Below are 20,521 nucleotides of genomic sequence, written 5' to 3'. Positions count from 1 at the left end.
TTGTGGCCTGCTGGTTCTCAGCTTGGTTGGTGTTCCCGATGGGACCTCGAAGTCTTGATGAAGAAACGATGTTGCTCTGGACTGTGGAGCGGGCGGTGTAGTCCGGCGGAGGCATGATGGCAGTCATGGACCCAACCTCGGATCTGCAGGCTGCCCATGTTCTGGTGGTGGATGACGAGACCGTGCTGGCCGGCATGGTGGCCAACTACTTGCAGCGCGCCGGGTTCCGGACGTCGGTCGCCCACGACGGGATCACAGCTGTTGAGCGTGCCCTGGCCGACGCACCGGACGTTGTCGTCCTCGACCTTGGCCTGCCGGGTAAGGACGGGCTGGAGGTGTGCCACGAGATCAGGCGGCATTCGGACTGCTACATCATCATGCTCACCGCTCGCAACGAGGAGATCGACAAGCTGATCGGGCTGTCCGCGGGCGCTGACGACTACATGACCAAGCCGTTCAGCGCCCGCGAACTCGTCGCCCGCGTGCAGGTGCTGCTGCGCAGACCGCGGGCGGACCGGGCTGTCGAGGAGCCGGCCCGCACCGTCGGGGCGTTGTCCATCGACGTGTCCGGACGCCGGGTGACGGTCGAGGGAACCGAGGTCGAGCTCACCCGCACCGAGTTCGACCTGCTCCAGGTGCTCGCGGCCAGGCCCAGAGCGGCGTTCACCCGCCGCGAGCTGGTGGACGCGGTGTGGGGCGAGGACTGGGTCGGCGATGAGCACCTGGTCGACGTCCACGTCGGACACCTGCGGCGCAAGCTCGCCGAGATCGCCGACTTGGCCTTCGTCGAGACCCTTCGCGGCGTCGGATACCGGATGGGCCCCGCCCGATGAACCATAGGCAGCAGCCCGGGAGCCTGAGTACCCGGCTACTCGTCTCCCAAATCGGGGTGTCGGTAGCGATGGCGCTGACCATGATCGTCGTTGCCGCAATCGCGGGCCCGCCCCTGTTCGAGGCCCACATGAAGGAAGCCGGCCACGACAGCCCCGAACTGCTCGCCCACTCCCAAGAGGCATTCAGCGCCGCCGGAGCGCTTGCACTGGGTATGGGCCTGGCGATCGCCGCCACCGGTGCCGTCATCGTCAGCGTCCTCATCACCCGCCGCCTGCGACGATCGCTCACCGACCTCGGCGACGCGGCCGCTCGGATCTCCGACGGCGACTACGAGCTCCGGGTCGAGCCGGCCGACTCCCGCGAACTGGCAACACTGGCGGCCAGCTTCAACACCATGGCCGGCAAGCTCGCGACCGTCGAAGGGAGCCGCCGCCGGCTGCTGACCGATCTCGCCCACGAGATCCGGACCCCCTTGGCCAGCATGGAGATCTGTGTGGAAAGCCTCGAGGACGGCGCCATCGAACCCGGCCCGCGGGCCTGGCAGATCCTCAGCAGCCAGATCGACCGCATCTCCCACCTCGCCGACGACCTCGGCCAGGTCTCCGCGGCCGAGGAGGGCAGGCTCAACCTCGAACCCCGTCCCAGCGACCCCAACGCGCTGGCCGAGACGGCGGTCCTCGCCGCCAGGGACGGGTTCGAGCGCAAGCAGGTCGAGCTCCAGCTTCACCCCTACCGAGGGGATGCGCTGTGGACCGAGGCCGACCCGGCCCGGATCGGCCAGGTGCTGGGCAACCTGTTGTCGAACGCCTTACGGCACACCCCTAGCGGCGGCCGGGTGGAGATCACCGTCACACCCGACCGGGACAGGGTGAACCTGCAGGTCACCGACAACGGGGACGGGATCGCCGAGGAACACCTCCAGCGGATCTTCGAACGTTTCTACCGGGTCGACGCAGCCCGCGACCGCGAACACGGCGGGACCGGTGTGGGCCTGGCTATCAGCCGAGCCATCGCACGGGCACACGGAGGCGAACTCAGCGCCGCCAGTGCAGGTCTGGGCAAAGGCACCACGATCACGCTGAGCTTGCCGATCGCCAAAGGATCTTCAGAGAAACTTCACACCGCACCGTAGGGAACGACCTCTCGCACGGGCAGGCTGGAAGAACGACCAACGAGAGGCCCGCCATGCCGAACATCTTCACCCGACGCCGCCTGATCGCCGGCGGTCTGGGGATCGGCGGGGCAGCCCTGCTGAGCGCCTGCACGCCCGCCACGGGACAACCGGCAAGCCCGGTCGCCGCGCCGCCCACCTCGACCTTCGGTGCGCCGGCTTTCGAAGCCACCCTGCGCGCGGGCGTCACCGAGGTCGACCTGGGCGGAATCACCGCGACCACCTGGGCCTACGACGGCCGGATCCCCGGCAAGGAGTTCCGCGCCAAGGCCGGCGACGTGCTCAAGATCCGCGTCGAGAACACGCTGCCTGTCGAGACCAGCGTGCACTGGCACGGCGTCCGGCTCCACAACGCCGCCGATGGTGTGCCGGGCCTCACCCAGGATCCGATCGCCGCCGGCGCCGACTTCACCTACGAGTTCGTCGCCCCCGACCCAGGCACCTACTTCTTCCACCCCCACTCAGGGGTGCAGATCGATCGCGGGCTGCATGCCCCGCTGATCATCGACGACCCTGCAGAACCCGGCCGCTACGACCACGAATGGGTGCTGGTCCTTGACGACTGGACCGACGGGGTGGGGAAGAGCCCCGACGACATCCTGGCCGCCTTCCAGGCCCAGCACGGCTCCGTCTCCAAGGGCATGAACATGGACGGCATGAGCGGCATGTCCGGCATGGGCAACTCGCCGCTGGGTGACGTCGGCGACATCGTCTACCCCCACTACCTGATCAACGGACGCATCCCTGCCGAACCGCTCACCCTCACCGCCACGCCGGGCCAGAAGGCGCGGATCAGGCTCATCAACGCCGCGGCCGACACCCTGTTCCGGGTCGCGCTCGGCGGCCACGTGATGACGATCACCCACACCGACGGCTACCCCGTTCAACCCACCCAGACGCGAGCGCTCTACCTCGCACAGGGGGAACGGGCCGACGTGCTGGTCACCCTCGGCGACGGGGTGTTCCCGCTGGTCGCCGCCGCAGAAGGCAAGCAGGGTCAGGGGCTGATCCTTGTCCGCACCGGCGCAGGTGCGAAGCCCGCCCCCACGGTCCGGCCCGCCGAGTTCGACTCGAATCCACAGCTCCTTGCGGCCTTGATGCCGCTGGACTCGGCACGGATGCCTGTCCGGGAACCGGATCAGGTCGAGCAGGTCACCCTGAATGGTCAGATGCAGCCCTACGCCTGGGGAATGAACGGGGTCACGTTCGGCAACGACACCCCGATCCGCACCAACGCAGGTGCGCGGCTCCGACTCACGATGGTCAACGAGACGATGATGGCCCACCCCATGCACATCCACGGCCACACCTGGTCGCTGCCCAGCAACGGCGGTCTGCGCAAGGACACCGTGCTGGTGCTGCCGATGCAGTCGATCACCGCCGACCTGCAGGCCGACAACCCGGGCAAATGGGCCTACCACTGCCACAACATCTACCACGCCGAAATCGGCATGATGACATCCCTGCAGTACTAGCTAACCTGCTGGATCCGATCCGGTCGCAGATCGAGCCGCCGCAGCCACTGGGCGTTGGCAGCCACCACGATGGTCGAGATCGACATCAGGACGGCGCCGAGTTCCATCGGAAGGTTCACACCTATCGACGCGAGCACGCCCGCGGCGAGTGGCACCGAGATCAGGTTGTAGCCGGCAGCCCACCACAGGTTCTGCAGCATCTTGCGGTAGCTGGCCTTCGACAGCGTGATCACCGACACCACCGAACGGGGGTCGTCCCCGGCCAGGATCACCCCGGCGGAGGCGATCGCCACGTCGGTACCGGCACCGATGGCAAGCCCGACATCGGCCTGAGCGAGGGCAGGCGCGTCGTTCACGCCATCGCCGACCATCGCCACCCGCTGGCCGCCCGCCTGCAGCGCAGCCACCCGGGCGGCTTTGTCCTCGGGTCGGACCTCCGCCAGCACCATGTCGACGCCCAGTTGCGCGCCGACGGCTTCCGCCACCGAGCTGGCATCGCCGGTGATCATGGCGACCCTGATGCCCAGAGCTTGCAGCGCCTTCACGGCCTGGGCCGACTCGGGGCGGATCTCATCGGCCAGCACGAGACTGCCCAGGACGGCACCGTCGCGGATCACGTGGAGCTGGGTTGCACCCTGATCGGCCGAGGCCAGTGCGATCAGCCCGACTTCAGCCAGAAGCCGGGGCCCGCCCACGCGCACCCATGCCCCGTCGACCTGCGCGGTGACGCCCAGCGCCGGCTCGGAGCGGAAGTCCGTCGCTGCCGGGATCGCGAGGCCACGTCCCTCGGCTGCGTGGACGATCGCCCGGGCCAGCGGGTGCTCACTGTCTGACTCGACAGCTGCCGCAAGCGCGAGCAGCTGATCAGGCGAGTACCCGGACACGGGGACGGCTTCCACAGCTGTCAGTGCCGGCTGGCCCTTCGTGAGGGTGCCGGTCTTGTCGAACACGACGGTCGTGATGGTCCGCATCCGTTCCAGGGCGAGGCGGTCCTTCACCAGGACCCCGCCGCGCGCCGCCCGTTCGGTGGAGATCGCCACCACCAGCGGGATCGCGAGCCCGAGAGCGTGGGGGCAGGCGATCACCAGCACGGTGATCGTCCGCGCCACAGCCTGGTCCGGCTGGCCGAGCAACGACCACACGAGGGCGGTCACCGCGGCTGAACCCAGAGCGAACCAGAACAGCAGAGCTGCCGCACGATCGGCCAGACGCTGTGCCCGCGAGATGGAGTTCTGGGCTTCGGCCACCAGCCGCTGGATACCGGCGAGTGCGGTGTCCTCCCCGGTCGCTGTCACCTCCACTCGAATGCCCGAATCGGTCGACACCGTGCCTGCGGTCACCCGATCACCGGGACCGCGGCTCACGGTGCGTGACTCGCCGGTCACCATCGACTCGTCCATCTCGGCCACACCGGCCACGATCCGTCCGTCCGCAGGAACGGCAGCACCCGGACGCACAAGGACAACGTCACCCACGACCAGCTCGGAGGGGCTCACCGGCACCACGTCGTCGCCGCGGACGACCTCCGCGACGTCGGGCAACAATGCGGCGAGGGAATCGAGGGCGCTGGTGGTCTGGGCGAGCGACCGCATCTCGAGCCAGTGCCCCAGCAGCATGATCACGACAAGGAGTGCGAGCTCCCACCAGAACTCCAGCGTGTGGCTCAGTACGCCGAGCGTTGCTCCCCAACTGGCAACGAAGGCCACCGTGATGGCCAGGCCGATCAGCAGCATCATTCCCGGACGGCGCGACCGCAGCTCGGCAACGGCACCGCTGAGGAACGGCGAGCCACCCCAGACGTACAGCACGGTGCCCAACACCGGCGGCATCCAGGCCAGGATCCCCTCTGCCGGGACCTCGTAGCCCAACAGCATCCCGAAAGCGGGGGACAGGACCACGACCGGGACGGCGATCAGCAGCATCAACCAGAACAGACGCCGGAACCGCTGGACATGGCCGCCATGGCCATGACCGTGGCCCGTGTGTGACGAGTGGTCGTGTTGGTCGTGATTCGACATCATGTGGTGGTCGGGTGTGGCGACCATGTGCTCGTGTTCAACCATTTCGCTACCTTCTGCGAATACCTATGGGGGGTATCCGTCACAACCCTGTCGCGGTCGGCGAGATTCCTTGCGGCACAGAACAACATCGAAACTTCATCGAAACCGGGCTGGCCGGCCACTCGCGCACGCGACCCTTGGGGCAAGCGATTCCCCCCCCCGAGTCCAGGACGTAACGATGATCCCCAGCGCAACCCGTCAACGCCAGCGTGCACCCTGGCGTGCCCGTCGGACGATTCCAGCCGTGCTCGCTGCGTTCATTTCTGCCCTGATCCTCACCGCCGTCGCTGCGTCGGCCGCCTTCGCAGCTCCAGTGGGCTATCCCGCAGAGGGTCCGTCCGCAGGCGCGACAGCAACCCCCGATCCGCACGCGTCAATGTCGGGGATGGATCCGAACATGCCGGGGATGATCCACGAGGCGACCACGGGGATGGATCCGAACATGCCGGGCATGACCCACGAGGCGACCACGGGGATGGATCCGAACATGCCGGGCATGACCCACGAGGCGACCACGGGGATGGATCCGAACATGCCGGGCATGAGTGGGAGTAGCGGCCACGCGCACACCGCAGCCGCAGGTTCTGACTCTCGTCCCCAGGCTGCCGTGGTCGGCACCTTCGCCGTGGTCAACGGCGGTGTCCTGCTGACCGCCGGGCTGATGCGACGCCGGGCCGAGTTCACCGCCAAGCCGTCCCGGGCCACCCGGCCGGCGAAGTAACCCCCACCGCGGCCAGCCGAAAGACCAACACCATGCCCACACCGCTTTCACTCCGCCCGGTCGGCAAGGGTCGTCCGCTCGTCGATCCCGACGTCCCCCCCGATCTTCCGCCCCCACCGCCGGGACGCGACCTCATGAAGATCCCGGCGATCGCCAGGATCATGCGAAGCCGGTGGTACCCGGGCGTTCTGCAGGTCCCCGTCGCGGCCATCTTCGGGCTCGTTGCCTACCAGCTGCTGGCGGGCCCGGTCACCGCGGACAGGAACCCCGGAACCGCGCTGATGTGGGTGCTGTGGTGGCCGGTCCTGCCGATCACCTTCGTCGTCCTCGGCCGGTTCTGGTGCGCAGTGTGCCCGTTCGGCGCCCTCTCCGACTTCGTCCAGAAGATCGTGGGCGTCAACCGTCCCGTGCCGAGGTTCCTGAAGCTGTACGGCCTGTGGATCATCGACGCGCAATTCCTCGCGATCACCTGGAGCGACCACATCTGGGGCATCGTCGAATCGCCGTGGGGATCTGGTGTGCTGCTGCTGCTCCTCACCACCGGCGTGATCATCTCCGGCGCGTTCTTCCAGCGGCGCACGTTCTGCCGCTACCTGTGCTTCCTCGGTGGGCTGTGCAGCAATTACTCGCGCGCCAGCGTGGTCGAACTCAAGGCCGACACGAGCATCTGCGCCACCTGCAAGGCGAAGGCCGCCTGCTTCAACGGCAGCGCAACCCAGGCAGGCTGCCCGATGTTCAACTTCCCCCGCACCATGGATTCGGCAGCCAACTGCAACCTGTGCTCCAACTGCATCAAGGCCTGCCCGAACGACGCCATCCAGCTCACCACCCGCAAGCCCATGAGCGAACTCTGGTTCCTCGACAAGCCCAAGGTCGAAGAGTCGTTCCTTGCCATGGCGATCATGGGCATCGTCCTCATCCAGAACATCACCATGCTGACCGTGTGGCAGAACGTGCTGACCTGGATCGAGCAGACCACCGGCATCACCAACTACCCGCTCATCTTCACCGTCGCCTTCGTGACCGCCGTCAGCCTGCCGGTTGGGCTGCTGGCGCTCGCCTCACGCGTGGCCGCGGCCGGCAACCTGGAGAGCACGTTGATGAACTTCGCCCGGTTCGGCTACGCCCTGATCCCACTGGACATCGCCGCCCACGTCGCCCACAACCTGTTCCACCTGCTGGCCGAAGGCTCGCTGGTGTTCTCCACCGTCGCCTCCATGTTCGGTGCCACACCAGCCAACGGGGCAACAGCACTGGCCAGCCCCGCAGTGATCCTGATCCTGCAGATGACGGTCCTTGCGCTCGGCGTGGCCGGCTCGGCCTACACCATCCGCCGCATCGCCAACCGCCGATACGGCAGCGTCGCCCGCCGCTGGGCAACGACCGCCCCGTTCATGGTGATGCTCGGCATCCTCTCGGTCATCAACGTCTACCTCTTCATGCTTCCCATGGCCCATCGCATGTAGGGCAAGAACACCTTCGAGCGCGCTTGGTACAGGGCTGACTGGCAGCACAGCTTGCCCCACATCTGCCCCACGAGCGTCCTCTCCACCGTTCGAAATTGCACGAAAGCCCTTGTCAACACGGGGTTGGCTCGCGTGCCGCGGGAGGTTCAACTCCTCTCTCGCGCACCGTAAGGTGCCTTTGACTAGGGAAAACACCGAAACTCGAATCCTCTCTCGTGTCCATCTCGGGCTTAAGTCAAATCGCTGTGACTAGGGCTTTCGCCTGGCGCCTGGGTGGGCGCGGGTCAGATAGGCCCATTCGGGGTCACTCCTGCCCCACGGAAATGGTACGTCGAAACTGCCTCCCACTAGGTGCGATGCACCCGGGACGGGGTGCGCTGCCCCACGTCTGCCCCACGGCCGGTCGAAGAATGGTACGGCGCCGGTTTCGGGCTACCCGTGTGTAGCCCGCGCGCTGGAACGCGGGAGTCGTCGTGGCTGTGCTCGTGGGCGTGGGTCACCGGGTCGTGCCGATGAAGATGCTCGTGGTGCTCGCTGAGGTGCAGCCAGACCCCGACCGCCATCAGGACGGCTGCGCCGAGCAGTGGCCAGGTAGGGGTTTCGCCGAGTGCGAGGGCGAGGGCGGCACTGAAGAACGGGGCGACCGAGAAGTACGCGCCGGCCCGGGCCGTGCCGAGGTGCCGCATCCCGGCGATGAACAACGCGAGGCTCACCCCGTAGGCGAAGAACCCGACCAGCATCGCTGGTGCGACCGGTCCCGGTGCCGGCAGGGCGGCGCCGACGATGAGGCCAATGGTGAGGTCGACCGGCCGGCGACACAACCCTTGATGGCGGCGAGCCAGGTGGCGGCCGAGCAGGAGTTTCGCCACTGGCGTGCTGGCACCGAACAGGACCGCCGACATCAAGGCGGCCTGCACGCCGCGGTTGCTCAACGCCGCCCTGATCGCTCCCGGCCCGATCTGTGTCGGACGCCGACGATTGTCCCATCTAGCGCCGCCGGGCGCCGAGGATGGTCGGTCAGTTGGCTGGTGCGAGTTCTGCGATCAGGGCCTGGATGCGGCCGCGGATCTCGTCGCAGATGGCGCGGACGGCTTCGATGCCTTGGCCTGGCGGGGTCGTCGAGGATCCAGTCCTCGGAGCGCTTGCCTGTGCCTTCGCCAATCTCCGCTATCATCGTCGCATGACGATACTAAACGATGGCGAGCGGGCGACGTCTGAGGTCGAGCTAGGGGCGGCAGCGTCGCTGTTTCGAAGTCTGGCCGATCCAGGTCGGCTGGTTATCCTGCAGCATCTGCAACAGGGTGAGCATCGGGTGCGGGAACTCACCGAGCATCTGGGTTTGGCCCAGTCGACGGTGAGCGCGCACTTGGCCTGTTTGAAGGGCTGCGGGCTGGTGACATCACGGGCCGAGGGCCGGGCTTCGGTGTTCTCGTTGTCCGTGCCGGCCGAACTGGTGGGCGTCTTTCAGGCGGCGGAGCGGCTACTGGAAGCGACTGGTTACGCAGTCGACCTGTGCCCGGTGTACGGCTCGACGGGTACCCGGAAGTGAGCGCCTCACCTTCAAGCATGTCGGAGGTTGAGGTCGGGCTGACGCGTCGAGGGCTGCGGCTGGCGTGGTTCACGATCAGCTACAACTTGATCGAGGGCGTCGTCGCGGTCACCGCGGGCGTGTTGGCCGGGTTGGTGTCGCTGATTGGATTCGGCATCGATTCGGGAATCGAGTCGATGTCAGCCGTGCTGGTGGCAATGCGGTTGTCGGCACGGCTTCGACACGGGACGGTGGACGAGGCCAAGGAACGCCGAGCGCTAAGGTTCGTCGCGATCACCTTCTTCCTGCTCGCCGGCTACGTCACCGTCGAGGGAATCTGTGCCCTTATGGCCGCGGAGGTGCCCGACACCTCCCCGTTGGGCATCGCCGTGCTCGTCGCGTCGCTGTTCGTGATGCCGTTACTGGCAGCCGCGAAACGCCGCGTGGGCGTCGCCCTGGGTGGGGATCCGCTGATCCTCGCCGACGCCGCCGAAACCCGGATCTGCGTGTGGTTGAGCGTCTCTACGTTGGCCGGACTACTGCTGTTTCAGCTGACCGGTGCTGCCTGGCTCGACCCGGTGGCCGGATTCGTGATCGCCGCCTTCGCCATCCATGAGGGCATCGAAGCCTGGCACGGCGAACTCGTGGAAGCGGACGACGACGATGACTGAGACACCACCTTCGATACCCGAAGGGACCCGCTGATGGGCGCCGGCCACGACCACGACACGGCGGGGTCGAACCGGGTCCGGCTCGCTATCGCGTTCGGGATCACAGCGACCGTCTTGGCCGCTGAAGCCGTGGGCGCCTGGATCACCGGCAGCCTCGCCCTCCTGGTGGACGCAGGACACATGCTCACCGACGCCGGAGGGCTGTTGATGGCCCTACTCGCCGCGACCGCCATGACCAAGCCTCCGACGGCCCGACGCACCTGGGGTTGGGCCCGGATCGAGATCCTCGCCGCCGGGGCCCAGGCAGCGATCCTGCTGGGTGTCGGGATCTACGCGTTCGTCGAAGGGCTACAGCGACTCCTCGCCCCACCCGAAATCGCCGCCGGCGGACTACTTCTCCTGGGCATCCTGGGCCTGATCGCCAACATCGCATCCGTACTGGTCCTGTCCGGCGGCCGGGGACACAACCTGAACATGCGCGCTGCGTTCCTCGAAGTCGTCAACGACGCCCTCGGCTCCATCGCCGTCATCGCAAGCGCGCTGGCCATCCACTACACCGGCTGGACCCAGGCCGACGCGCTGGCCGGCATGCTGATCTCCGTGCTGATCGTCCCCCGCGCCCTGACCATCCTCCGCCAAGCCGGCAGCGTGCTCCTCGAAACCGTCCCCAAGGGACTCAACCTCGATGACGTCCGCACCCACCTGCTTGAACTGCCCCATGTGACTGACGTCCACGACCTGCACGCCTCCCTCATCGGCACTGGACTACCAGTCCTCACCGCCCACGTCGTCGTCGAAGACCAGTGCTTCCACGACGGCCACACCGACGAACTCCTCGACCAACTCCAAGCCTGCGTCCGCCAACACTTCCCCGTCAGCGTCGAGCACTCCACCTTCCAGCTCGAACCAGCAAGCCACACCAGCCACGAGAACGACACCCACGCCTGATGACGAGCAGCCGGGTGCGTCACGTCACCCTGCGCGGAGCCTCGGGATCGTGGGTGATCGGCCGTACCCTCGGTGCTGTGACCGCCGATCGCCAGGAGTTGCACGAACTCGTGGACGCGCTGCCCGACGACCAGGTCGCCCGGGTCCTCGCCGACGTCCGGCGCCGGCTGCCAGCCGCCTCGGGCGAGCGACCTTGGCCGCGGCGTTCTTCGGCATGGGTGTCGACAAGGACGGCCGTCCGGACCTGTCTGTGAGTGTTGACGAGTAGCAGCAAAACAACCCAGTCGATGCGCGCAGCAATCCCGGTGTGACCCGGTAGCCCGGGCAGTCGGTCAGCCGCAATCCCCAGACTCCCTGGCCGACTGGCTTGGTGTCCGCTGGTGGCTTTGGGTTTCGGCTCAGGTCCCGCTGGTGATGATCTGGAGGCCTTCGTAGTCGGCGTAGTGCTGGAAGCCAGCGGTGTTGAGGGTGGCGAGCGGGAGGTGGTAGGTGCGAGGACGATCCGCATCGGGTCTCAGGCGAGTCCAGCGGCGCGGTCGGCGCGGAGCCAGGCGAGGAACTCGTCGAGTTCGTCGGTCGACTCGAAGACCCCGGGCGCGGCAAGGTCGCTGCCGTCGCCGACTGGTCGGGCATCGCGGAACAGCTCATCGAGGTCGACCCGGTCACTTCCGTCCTGCGCGGGCAGCGGTTGTGGGTTGGTAGACACGATGACCACCTCCTGACGCGAGATCTCGACTCCCAGTGTGACACGGACAACGCCTTGCGGCCCGTGTTGGCACTGCCTGACAGGGGAAGCAACGCGCCGTCCTGGAAGTCCCCGTCCGAGCGCGCAGTGAGCACTTGGCTGAGTGCTCGGAGCGCCACGGACATCGGGCCTGCGGACGGAAGATGGTTGGGGACGGCGGAGCTCCCTCCTGCCCCACATCTGCCCCACGAGGCCCGTGGCGCCGTCCGTGAACTGTACATAACCCTTAGTGGGAGCCATGTTCATCTCTGCCCCACGGTAGGTTCAACTCCTCTCTCGCGCACAACGCAAAGAGCCCCAGGCTTCGGGATTCCCGGCCTGGGGCTCTTTGGTTTTGTCTGCTTTCTGAGCCTGTGCTTCCGCTACCTGAGCGTGGTCAGGGAACTTGGCGTTGGCTTCGACAGGCTCGGCCAACGGCAGGCTCAACCGACGGTTCGGGTCAGTGCAGTGCCGTGCCTGGCAGTGGGTCGGGGACGGTCAGCAGGTAGCACTGGTCGTGATTGGTCAGAGTCTGGGTGTCGGCGTCGTGGGTGTAGCCGAAACAGGACAGGACGCTGCCGCTACCGGCCGCCATCACCGCCGATGAAGGTCCGCCCTCGGTGCTCTCCTTCGGATAGGTCACCCCGGGCAGCGCCGGCACCTGCCACAGCACCTGGGTGCGCGGGTCGAAGAGCTTGCCCTGCGACTCTACGGCGTTCCCCGTGGAGAGCGGCCGGGTGGCGATCGAGCCGCCCAGGTCGTCCATCCGGGCCGTCAGGCCGCCGATGGTCGACGCCTCGTCCGCGGTCAGCTTCACGGTGGTGCAGCGATCGGTGGTGGCGCCAGCGATGCCGGCGAAGTGGCAGCTGGTGATCTGGGGCGGTGCACTCTCGCCGGGGCCGTAGGTGTCGAACGCGGCCAGGCCGCCCACGATCTGCGTGGGCACCGACTCCGCATCGAGGAGGCGGACGGCTCGCCACTTTCGAGCAGACAGATCGAAGATGGCGTTGCCACCGGGTCGTTCGTTGTCGTCGGCGTCGTAGCTGGACTCCGTCCGCAGCCACAGATGAGTGGCATCCAGGAGCGCCGCTTGGGGATTGTCGAGGCTGCGTTGCGGGGGTCGGGGCAGCGGCGTCCACGACGTGGTGGCGAAGGCGAAGAAGGCACCCCTGCCGGCGGTCGAGTCGCCATCGGCGAACAGGGCCACGCCGTCCGTGGAGGACATCAGCAGCTGGTCGCCCCGGTCATGGGTCGCCGGTGGGGCGGGCAGGGCCGTCCAGCCCCCGCCGGGCCGCAGATCGAGGACGGCCGCCTTCCGCTCGCCGGTGGTCGGCTCGCCGCTGTCGACATGGAGCGGAGGCCCCAGCGGTGAAACCACATAGAGCCGTCCGTCGACGATGGCCGCCGCGCTGCTCGCCGTCACCCACGGGAAGACGTCGGTGAACGACGGCAGTCGAGTCCAGGTATCGGTGGCCGGGTCGTAGCTGGCGCCGTCGAAGACCGGGTCACCGTGCAGGCCCTGGTCGTTGTTCCAGATCTCGGCGGTCATCCCGGTGTAGCCGCCAAGGACGTAGTAGCGGCCCTCGGCGTAGAACGCCAGCGCGTCGTAGCGAGTGCCCAGCGGTGACGGCGCCGTGGGCGTCCAGTCGGGGTTCCCGGTGCGAGGTGTGGACGCCGGTGTGGTCGGGGCGGGCGCCGCGCTCGCCGAGAGGGGGTGGCTGACCGGCGCCGGGCTCGGCGTGCAGGACGCCACCAGCCCGACTGTGGCCACGACGGCTGCCACCGTCAGAGTCAGGCGTGAATGACGGCCGGAGGGCCGGCCGACGCGGATCCTCGTCATCCCTAGCCGTTGTTCCTTTGCATCTGTCTAGTTGGGCGCGAGAAGTAGCACCCGGGCGGTCTTGTTGGTGATGAAAAGTTGGTACACCCGGCCGTCGACGATCTGGAGTTCTCGGCTCGGCTTGACGTCGGCGGCCACGTGCAAGGTGTAGGTGTGGACCAGCTGCTCGGACCGGTCGAACTGGTACACGTAGCCACGGTAGACCTGCTCGGCGTTCGCTCGGACGTAGTTGTCGTAGACCTGGTAGTACGTGTAATCGGCGTCGCGAGCGATCAGTTCAACGCCAGTCGGCTCGTAGCGGGTGGGGATCTCCAGCACGGTGTGGCCGTCGGTGATCCGGAATCCGCGTCCGTTCAGTTCGAAGGTGGGGTTGGCCACGACGGGGTCGGAACCGTCGACGGCGACCCAGGTGTTCTGCTCGGTGAGCTGCGCGACCAGCCGGCCATCGTCCCAGCCGATCCGGTCTGCTTCGGCCGGCAGTATCTGGTTGCCGACCTGGGTCAGAGTGCGGGTGTCGTCCATCACAAACTCGTCCACCTCGCGCTGGTCGAGGGCGTTGAGGAAGTAGTAGTGGCCGTCGCGGATGGCCATGTCGGCGAGCTTGAGATCCGGGAAGGCGACGGCCCCAATGCGGCGTCCGTTCTGGAAGGTGACGATCTGTTTGTTCACGCGGTCAGCGATGGTGACGGTGTCGCCGCGGACGACGAATGCCTCCGGCGCGTACGGCTGATCCTCGGGGCGGGTGAGGACCATCTTCGGCTGGTCCAGGAGCACCCGCGCCTTGCTCGGCGCATCGGCGGCAGGCGCGCGTACCACCGTGAGGCGTGGCGTCGCCACCGAGGTGGTTGTCGCTGGCGAGGTTGGCGAGACCGCGGCGGACACCGTGCCGCTCGGAATGTCCGGTTGCGGGCTCACGGTGCAACCGGAAATCGCAAGGCCAAGCAGCGCGGCAAGTATCACGAACGGTTGCTGGTGCTTCATCTGGATCCTGGACTACGTGGGCACTGGTGAGGCGGCGGGGCGGTCAGGCCAGAGTTATTGGCAGCAGCCTGATCCCGGCCGTCGGCTGGCCATGCCGACCCGCATCTGTTGGCGAAGCTACTCGCCGAGGGACGAGCTTTCTGGAGCTTCCCGGCCTTGTCCGCGCTTTGGCCGCTGGCAGTCGGTTGCCGCCTCGGCTCGCTCAGGGCACGCGACTCTGACCAGCCGTTCACTCAGGCGGAGAGGTGCCTGGCCCGGGCTCTCGTCCAGCCCAGCCAGGGATGGGCTTCGGCAGGATCAGGCCGGGATCGGCACCTGCCCGCTGATCTTCGTGACTGTGGCGTAGCCGGACAGCTTGCCGGTGACGCGCACAGAGATGAAGGTGCCGGCGTCCGCGGCGCCGAGCTTGTAGCTCGCCTTGGTGGCCTTGGAGATGGCCTTGCCGTCGCGCAGCCACTGATAGCTGAGCTTGGTCTTCTTGTTCCAGGTTCCGGGCTTGGCGGTCAGCGTGGAGCCGACGGCCGGCGAACCGGTGATCGTCGGGGTTCCGGCGGTGGTCACCTTGGCGGTCGCCGAGCTCGTCCGGCTGATCACCGGGAAGTTCTGGTAGGTGCCGCTCACCTTCACGGTGAGCCGCTTCCCTTTCTGAGCGGTGGTGAGAGTCAGTGACTGCGCGGTCGCGCCCGCGATCTGCTTGCCGTCGGCGTACCACTGGTAGCTGGGAACCGACGCCAACTCCCAGGCCCCGGGATCAGCACTCACCTCGGACCCCACTGCCAAAGTCCCACGGATTTGTGGGACCGAGCTGCGCAGGAGGGGCCAGCTTGTCGGCGATGTTGCGGTCACCCAGTAGTTGCCGACCCGGCTGGTCACCCGGACTTGCAGCTGGGTGTGCAGGTCGGCCAAGCCCGGCGTGTACGTCTTCTTCGTGGCCTTGGGGATCGTCGCACCGTTGCGCAGCCACTGGTAGCTGAAGGATGCCTTCTTCCACTTTCCGGGACCGGCATCGGCCTTCTGCTCCAGCCCGATGCTCGGCGATCCCACTACCCAGGGCGCAAGCAGGCCGGCGTTCTTGGGTCCGCTGAAGGAGAGCAGACTGAGATAGTGAGCCTCGGCCTTCAGCCGGGCCCCCTTGGGCAACTCGCCGTCGACCGCATAGCTGCCGGGACGCAGCTCCGGGAAGCTGAAGCGTCCGGCGCTGTTGGTGGTGACGGAGTCCAACTCGCCCCAGTACTGGCCGCTGGTCAGCCAGATGTACAGAGTGATCCAGCGGCCGGCAACCGGCTTGCCCTTGGAGTTGGTGAGCGTGCCGGAGATCGTGTCCAGGTGGTCGAGTTCAGCGTTGGCCTCAGTCCCCGGGCCGTCCGCGGTGACGGTGATCACCTTGGCGCCGATCGAGCCGTAGTTGTTGTGGTCCCACCATTGGGTGATGAAGCCGTCGCCGCTGAACTCCAGCACATAGTCACCGGCGGGCAGAGCGCCCAGGGAGTAGTAGCCGTAGGCGTCGGTGACGGCCGTCGCGACGGGGGGGCCACCGAAGAGGTTGTCGTGCCAGATCTTCGCCGTTATGCCCTCGACCGCATCGCCGGAGTAGCTCTCCCAGACTTCGCCGTAGATGGACGGCTCGGTCGCCGGGTCGTCGGTCGTCGCGCTGATCCGGCTGCTCTGGACGGACTTGGCGGGTTCGAGCCCGGCTGCGGTCCGGGTGGGCCTCGATCCGCGCTCACCCTTGGTCGCAACCGACCTCTTCGTCACTCTGTGGTCAACCGGCGGCGCAGCCAACTGCCGATCGGCGCGAGTCGCCGTGGCGCGGGCCGGCGCCGGATCGGTGGTGTCCTCCGCCTGGGCGGGGAGCGTTGAGCTGACCGCGAAGGAGAGCGCAAGAAGCGTGGAAACGAAGACGCAAGCGAGTCTGGTCGACCGTGACATGGGGGGCTCCCTGTGAGACTGCTATGGAATCTAGCAGGCCTAGTCAGCGCCCGCTCGGGGCCGCAGAAACTGTCCGCGAACTGGCCGCATGCGCAGCCCGATGGGTCGGTCTTGCGAACCCCGCCCCTGGCGGACGAGCCCGCGCCCGGGGGCATCGACAGGCCCAGCCGTCGGGTGTCCTCGACGGGGTCAGCCAACGATGGGCTCGGTCGGCGCAGGGTGAGGTCATACTGGGGCTGAGGGAAGGGGACGGCCATGAGCAAGACCATCGTCATCACGGGGGCCAGCGACGGGATCGGGGCGGCGGCCGCCGCGCAGCTGACGGCGTCCGGGCACCACGTGGTGGTGGTCGGCCGGTCGCCGATCAAGACCAGACAGGTCGCCGAGGCCATCGACGCCGACTACTTCGTGGCGGACTTCGCAGACCTCGGCCAGGTGCGGACGCTGGCTGCCGAACTGCTGGCGGCCTACGCCCGGATCGACGTGCTGGCCAACAACGCCGGCGGCCAGATGGGTGCTCGTAGCGTCACCGCGGACGGCTACGAGAAGACCTTCCAGGTGAACCACCTGGCGCCCTTCCTGCTGACCACCTTGCTGATCGAGCGCCTGGTCGAGTCGAGGGCGACGGTGGTGAACACCTCGAGCATCGGCAGCAAGCTGTACGGCCACGTCGATCTGTCCGACCTGAACTCCGAGCGGCACTACGGGGCATCCCGGGCCTACTGCACGTCCAAGCTGGAGAACGTCCTGTTCACCAAGGAGCTGCATCGGCGCTACTACGACCAGGGGATCTCGACCCTGGCCTTTCACCCGGGCGTGGTCGCCTCGAACTTCGCCGGCGAAGCCACCAACCTCATGGGCCTGCTGTACCGGACCCGGTTGCGCAACCTGCTGACCAGCTCGAAGACCGCCGGCGGTTTCCTGGCCTTCTTCGCCGAGGGGGCGCCTGGACGGGACTGGATCCCGGGCCAGTACTACGAGAAGACCACGCTGGCTACGCCTGCCAAGCAGGCCAACGACGCCGGACTGGCCCGAGCGCTGTGGCAACGCAGCGAGGAACTGGTCGCCGCGAAAGGCTGAGCGGTACCGTCGTGCGGACATGAGCCGGTGACCCGGGAGAGCTGAGTGAGATCCGCGTTGCGCAACCGCGGCGTCCAGGCCGCGCTCGCCTCGGCCGTCCTGTTCGGAGCCGGGACGCCACTGGCCAAGCTGCTGCTGGGCGAGGTGAACCCCTGGCTGCTGGCCGGCCTGCTGTACTGCGGCTCCGGGCTGGGCCTGCTGGGCTACCGGCTGCTTCGGCGGCTGCCGCGGGTGCGGCTGGCTCGCAATGAGCTGTGGGCGCTGGTCGGGGCGGTCGGCTTCGGTGGGGTGATCGGCCCGGTGTTGCTGATGCTCGGCCTGACCGCCATGCCGGCTTCGGGGGCCTCCCTGCTATTGAACGCTGAAGCGGTCTTCACCACGTTGCTGGCTTGGCTGGTGTTCTCCGAGCACGTCGATCGGCGGATTCTGCTCGGGATGGCCGCCATCGTGGCCGGAGCCATCGTGTTGGGGGTGCCGTCCACGGTGTCGCTGGGGACGCCGCTGCCGGCGCTGGCGATCCTGGGGGCCTGCCTGGCCTGGGGGCTGGACAACAACCTGACCCGCAAGGTGGCGCTGAACGATGCCACCTGGCTGGCCGCGGTGAAAGGCCTGGTCGCTGGCCCGATCAACCTGGTGCTCGGCTTCGGGCTGGGTGCCACCTTGCCCCCGCTGGGGGCGGTCGGCGGCGCCATGGTGGTCGGACTGTTCGCCTACGGGGTGAGTCTGGCCCTGTTCATCGTGGGCATGCGCCAGGTCGGGACGGCCCGGGCGGGCGCCTACTTCTCGGTGGCACCGTTCTTCGGCGCGATCCTGGCAGTTGCGCTCGGCGAGCCGGTGACCTGGTCGCTGGTGGCAGCGGCCGTCCTGATGGGCCTGGGCGTTTGGCTGCACCTGAGTGAGCGGCACGAGCACGTCCACACCCATGAGGCCATCACTCACACCCACTGGCACACCCACGACGAGCACCACGACCACGAGCACCCGGACGGGCCGGTGCCGGCCGGGGTCCGCCATCGGCATGAGCACACCCACGCGCCGATCACCCACTCGCATCAGCACTACCCGGACGCCCACCACCGGCATCGGCACTGAGATGAAGGCGTCCCGTCAGCGGGCGAGTTCGAGCGGCTCATCCCGGACGGGCTCGAGCGGCGCGGCGGTGTGCCCCAGCTGATGGGACAGCTCCCGCTCGGTCGGGCCGGGACGCACGGCGCGCAGCGCGGTCAGGATCGCGGCCAGATCGACCAGCTCCTGCAGGGCAGCGCCGACGATGGCCGGCAGCACTCCCCAGACCGCGATCAGCATCAGCACGACGCTGATGATGATGCCCAGCCAGATCGCCTGCAGGGCGATCCGGACGGTCCGCTGGGCGATCGCGATGCTGGTGGCCACCCGGCTCAGGTCGTCCAGCATGATCACCACGTCGGCGGACTCGCTGGCCGCAGTGGCCCCCTTGGCGCCCATGGCGATGCCGACATCGGCGGCAGCCAGCACCGGGGCGTCATTGACGCCGTCGCCGACCATGGCCACCGGGCCCAGCGGCAACTCGGCCACCTGAGCGACCTTGTCGGCCGGCAGGAGTCCGGCCCGGACGTCGTCGATCCCGATCTGCTCGGCGATATGCCGGGCGGTGGGCACGGCGTCCCCGGTGAGCATGGCCACGCTGCACACGCCCAGGCCGTGCAGCGCGCGCAGGGTGGCCGGGGCGTTGTTGCGGATCTGGTCGCTGAGCAGGATGCGGCCCAGGTAGCCGTCCTCATTGCCCAGATAGATGGCGATGTGGCCCGGTGGGACGGGAGCCTCCGGAGGCTGATGCCCGGTGACGCGGGCCACGTGGCCGGCATTGCCGACGGCGGTTCGCAGACCACCGATGGTGGCGATCATCCCGGCTGCGGTGGCCTCTTCGACCCCGGTGGCGGCCGGCACGCTCAGCCCCGCTTCGTGCGCGGCACTGACGATGGTTTTGGCCAGCACATGGGCGGAGAAGGTCTCGGCGGCAGCCGCGGTGGCCAGCAGGTCGTCGGCGCTGGTGCCGTTCGCCGGTTCGATCAGGTCGACGACGGGATGGCCGTGGGTGAGGGTTCCGGTCTTGTCCAGGGCGACGGTCCGCACTCGGGAGAGGGTCTCCATCACTCCACCCGACTTCACGATCACGCCGTTGGCGGCCGACCGGCTCATCCCGGCCAGGAAGGCCACCGGTGCGGCGATCAACAGCGGGCACGGGGTGGCCACCACGAGCACCTCGGCGAACCGCACCGGGTCGCCGGACAGGTACCAGGCCAGGCCGGCGATGGCCAGGGAGACCAGGGTGAACGGCACTGCGTAGCGGTCGGCCAGCCGGACGATCGGAGACTTGCTCTCTGCTGCGGCTTGGACCAGATCGATGATCTGCTGGTACTGGCTCTCCTTGGCCGAGAGGCTGGCCCGGATCAGAGCCGCCTTCTGCTGGCTGACTGAGCCGGACAGCACCTGATCGCCGTGGAGATGCTCGACCGGCAGCGGCTCACCGGTGATGGACGACTCGTCGAAGGAAGCGGCCTCGCCTTCCAGCAGGCCGTCCACCGGGACGACTTCGCCCGGCCGGACCAGCACCAGATCACCGGCCGCCACCTCGCTGATGGGAACCTCGACGAAGCCGCCGTCCGCTGTGGCCCGGTGAGCGAAACGGGGTGCGCGTTCGAGCAGTGCAGAGACTTCCCGGTGCGCCCGCGCATTGGCATAGTCCTCGAGGGCCTCGCCGCCGGTGAGCATCAGGACAACGATCAGCGCAGCCCAGTGATCACCGACCAGAACTGTGGCGGTGATTGCGGTGACGGCAAGGACGTCCAGGCCGAAATTGCCGCGCAGCAGATCGCGAATCATCGACCACGCCTGCCAGGCCGCGATTGCCAGCGCATAGCCCCCGACCAGCCAGTAGGACAGCGTCGGATGCCCCGCGACTAGCAGCAACACACCCACGACGCCCACTGCCAGGGTGGCCGCAATGACCGGGTACTGACGTATCGAACTGAACAGCCTCACCAGGCAATAGTCGCGGCAAATTCAGGCAATATCCAGCAAGGAATGCCTTACCTCATTGATGGAAATGAGGTT

At 67.7% G+C, this 20,521-nt stretch carries 18 protein-coding genes; 11 read left to right on the top strand and 7 right to left on the bottom strand.

The features are described from left to right. Positions 1-125: 125 nt before the first annotated feature. The 3 genes from ATK74_RS12465 to ATK74_RS12455 all read left to right on the top strand — a co-directional run bounded on the left by ATK74_RS12465 (position 126) and on the right by ATK74_RS12455 (position 3,480). On the top strand, positions 126-833 hold the full coding sequence (locus ATK74_RS12465; protein ID WP_098461341.1) for a response regulator transcription factor: 708 nt from the start codon (positions 126-128) through the stop codon (positions 831-833). Positions 834-901: 68 nt separating this feature from the next. Next, complete coding sequence (locus tag ATK74_RS12460) at positions 902-1,966, top strand: sensor histidine kinase (RefSeq protein WP_169923845.1); 1,065 nt, start codon at positions 902-904, stop codon at positions 1,964-1,966. 53 nt (positions 1,967-2,019) lie between these two features. Continuing rightward, positions 2,020-3,480: a multicopper oxidase family protein gene (locus ATK74_RS12455; RefSeq protein WP_098461339.1), complete on the top strand. Its 1,461-nt coding sequence runs from the start codon at positions 2,020-2,022 to the stop codon at positions 3,478-3,480. Here ATK74_RS12455 and ATK74_RS12450 read toward each other — a convergent pair. Then, positions 3,477-5,543: a heavy metal translocating P-type ATPase gene (locus ATK74_RS12450; protein WP_098461338.1), complete on the bottom strand. Its 2,067-nt coding sequence runs from the start codon at positions 5,541-5,543 to the stop codon at positions 3,477-3,479. The two genes, ATK74_RS12455 and ATK74_RS12450, sit on opposite strands and share 4 nt — an antisense overlap. A 241-nt stretch (positions 5,544-5,784) precedes the next feature. Between ATK74_RS12450 and ATK74_RS12445 the strand changes: the two genes are divergently transcribed. Both ATK74_RS12445 and ATK74_RS12440 read left to right on the top strand, forming a co-directional pair. Continuing rightward, positions 5,785-6,261 (top strand): hypothetical protein, encoded by a 477-nt coding sequence (locus ATK74_RS12445; RefSeq protein ID WP_143483669.1) that lies wholly within the window; start codon positions 5,785-5,787, stop codon positions 6,259-6,261. Positions 6,262-6,293: 32 nt separating this feature from the next. Beyond that, entirely contained in the window at positions 6,294-7,727 is a 1,434-nt protein-coding gene (locus ATK74_RS12440; protein WP_098461336.1) for a 4Fe-4S binding protein, read from the top strand. Positions 7,728-8,074: 347 nt separating this feature from the next. On the opposite strand, the gene ATK74_RS12435 is transcribed toward ATK74_RS12440, so the two are convergent. After that, positions 8,075-8,659, bottom strand: a complete 585-nt coding sequence (locus tag ATK74_RS12435) for a DMT family transporter (protein WP_143483668.1) — start codon at positions 8,657-8,659, stop codon at positions 8,075-8,077. 248 nt (positions 8,660-8,907) lie between these two features. Here ATK74_RS12435 and ATK74_RS12425 point away from each other — a divergent pair, with 248 nt between their 5' ends. Genes ATK74_RS12425 through ATK74_RS12410 form a run of 4 tightly spaced genes read left to right on the top strand, consistent with a single transcriptional unit; the run spans position 8,908 to position 11,128 of the window. After that, on the top strand, positions 8,908-9,276 hold the full coding sequence (locus tag ATK74_RS12425) for an ArsR/SmtB family transcription factor (protein WP_098461334.1): 369 nt from the start codon (positions 8,908-8,910) through the stop codon (positions 9,274-9,276). Between the two features lie 17 nt (positions 9,277-9,293). Then, positions 9,294-9,926: a cation diffusion facilitator family transporter gene (locus ATK74_RS12420; protein ID WP_098461333.1), complete on the top strand. Its 633-nt coding sequence runs from the start codon at positions 9,294-9,296 to the stop codon at positions 9,924-9,926. Positions 9,927-9,959: 33 nt separating this feature from the next. After that, positions 9,960-10,874, top strand: coding sequence for a cation diffusion facilitator family transporter (locus ATK74_RS12415; protein WP_098461332.1), 915 nt, complete (start codon positions 9,960-9,962; stop codon positions 10,872-10,874). Beyond that, entirely contained in the window at positions 10,874-11,128 is a 255-nt protein-coding gene (locus tag ATK74_RS12410) for a hypothetical protein (protein ID WP_098461331.1), read from the top strand. The genes ATK74_RS12415 and ATK74_RS12410 overlap by 1 nt, the downstream gene beginning before the upstream one ends. A 260-nt stretch (positions 11,129-11,388) precedes the next feature. On the opposite strand, the gene ATK74_RS12405 is transcribed toward ATK74_RS12410, so the two are convergent. The 4 genes from ATK74_RS12405 to ATK74_RS15450 all read right to left on the bottom strand — a co-directional run bounded on the left by ATK74_RS12405 (position 11,389) and on the right by ATK74_RS15450 (position 16,348). After that, positions 11,389-11,580: a hypothetical protein gene (locus ATK74_RS12405; RefSeq protein ID WP_143483667.1), complete on the bottom strand. Its 192-nt coding sequence runs from the start codon at positions 11,578-11,580 to the stop codon at positions 11,389-11,391. Between the two features lie 478 nt (positions 11,581-12,058). Beyond that, positions 12,059-13,381, bottom strand: a complete 1,323-nt coding sequence (locus ATK74_RS12400; RefSeq protein ID WP_143483666.1) for a Kelch repeat-containing protein — start codon at positions 13,379-13,381, stop codon at positions 12,059-12,061. A gap of 84 nt (positions 13,382-13,465) precedes the next feature. Then, positions 13,466-14,353, bottom strand: coding sequence for a hypothetical protein (locus ATK74_RS12395; RefSeq protein WP_143483665.1), 888 nt, complete (start codon positions 14,351-14,353; stop codon positions 13,466-13,468). 363 nt (positions 14,354-14,716) lie between these two features. Continuing rightward, complete coding sequence (locus ATK74_RS15450; protein WP_098461327.1) at positions 14,717-16,348, bottom strand: carboxypeptidase regulatory-like domain-containing protein; 1,632 nt, start codon at positions 16,346-16,348, stop codon at positions 14,717-14,719. A 255-nt stretch (positions 16,349-16,603) separates the two neighbouring features. Here ATK74_RS15450 and ATK74_RS12385 point away from each other — a divergent pair, with 255 nt between their 5' ends. Continuing rightward, on the top strand, positions 16,604-17,428 hold the full coding sequence (locus tag ATK74_RS12385) for an SDR family NAD(P)-dependent oxidoreductase (RefSeq protein WP_098461326.1): 825 nt from the start codon (positions 16,604-16,606) through the stop codon (positions 17,426-17,428). Between the two features lie 45 nt (positions 17,429-17,473). Then, complete coding sequence (locus tag ATK74_RS12380) at positions 17,474-18,520, top strand: DMT family transporter (protein ID WP_098461325.1); 1,047 nt, start codon at positions 17,474-17,476, stop codon at positions 18,518-18,520. A 15-nt stretch (positions 18,521-18,535) separates the two neighbouring features. On the opposite strand, the gene ATK74_RS12375 is transcribed toward ATK74_RS12380, so the two are convergent. Then, a complete protein-coding gene (locus tag ATK74_RS12375) occupies positions 18,536-20,449 on the bottom strand; it encodes a heavy metal translocating P-type ATPase (protein WP_211283371.1) in 1,914 nt (637 codons plus the stop codon). Between the last annotated feature and the right edge of the window lie 72 nt (positions 20,450-20,521).

Source organism: Propionicimonas paludicola (assembly GCF_002563675.1).
GTDB classification, from domain to species: domain Bacteria; phylum Actinomycetota; class Actinomycetes; order Propionibacteriales; family Propionibacteriaceae; genus Propionicimonas; species Propionicimonas paludicola.
This window is presented reverse-complemented; position numbering and strand designations above follow the sequence as displayed.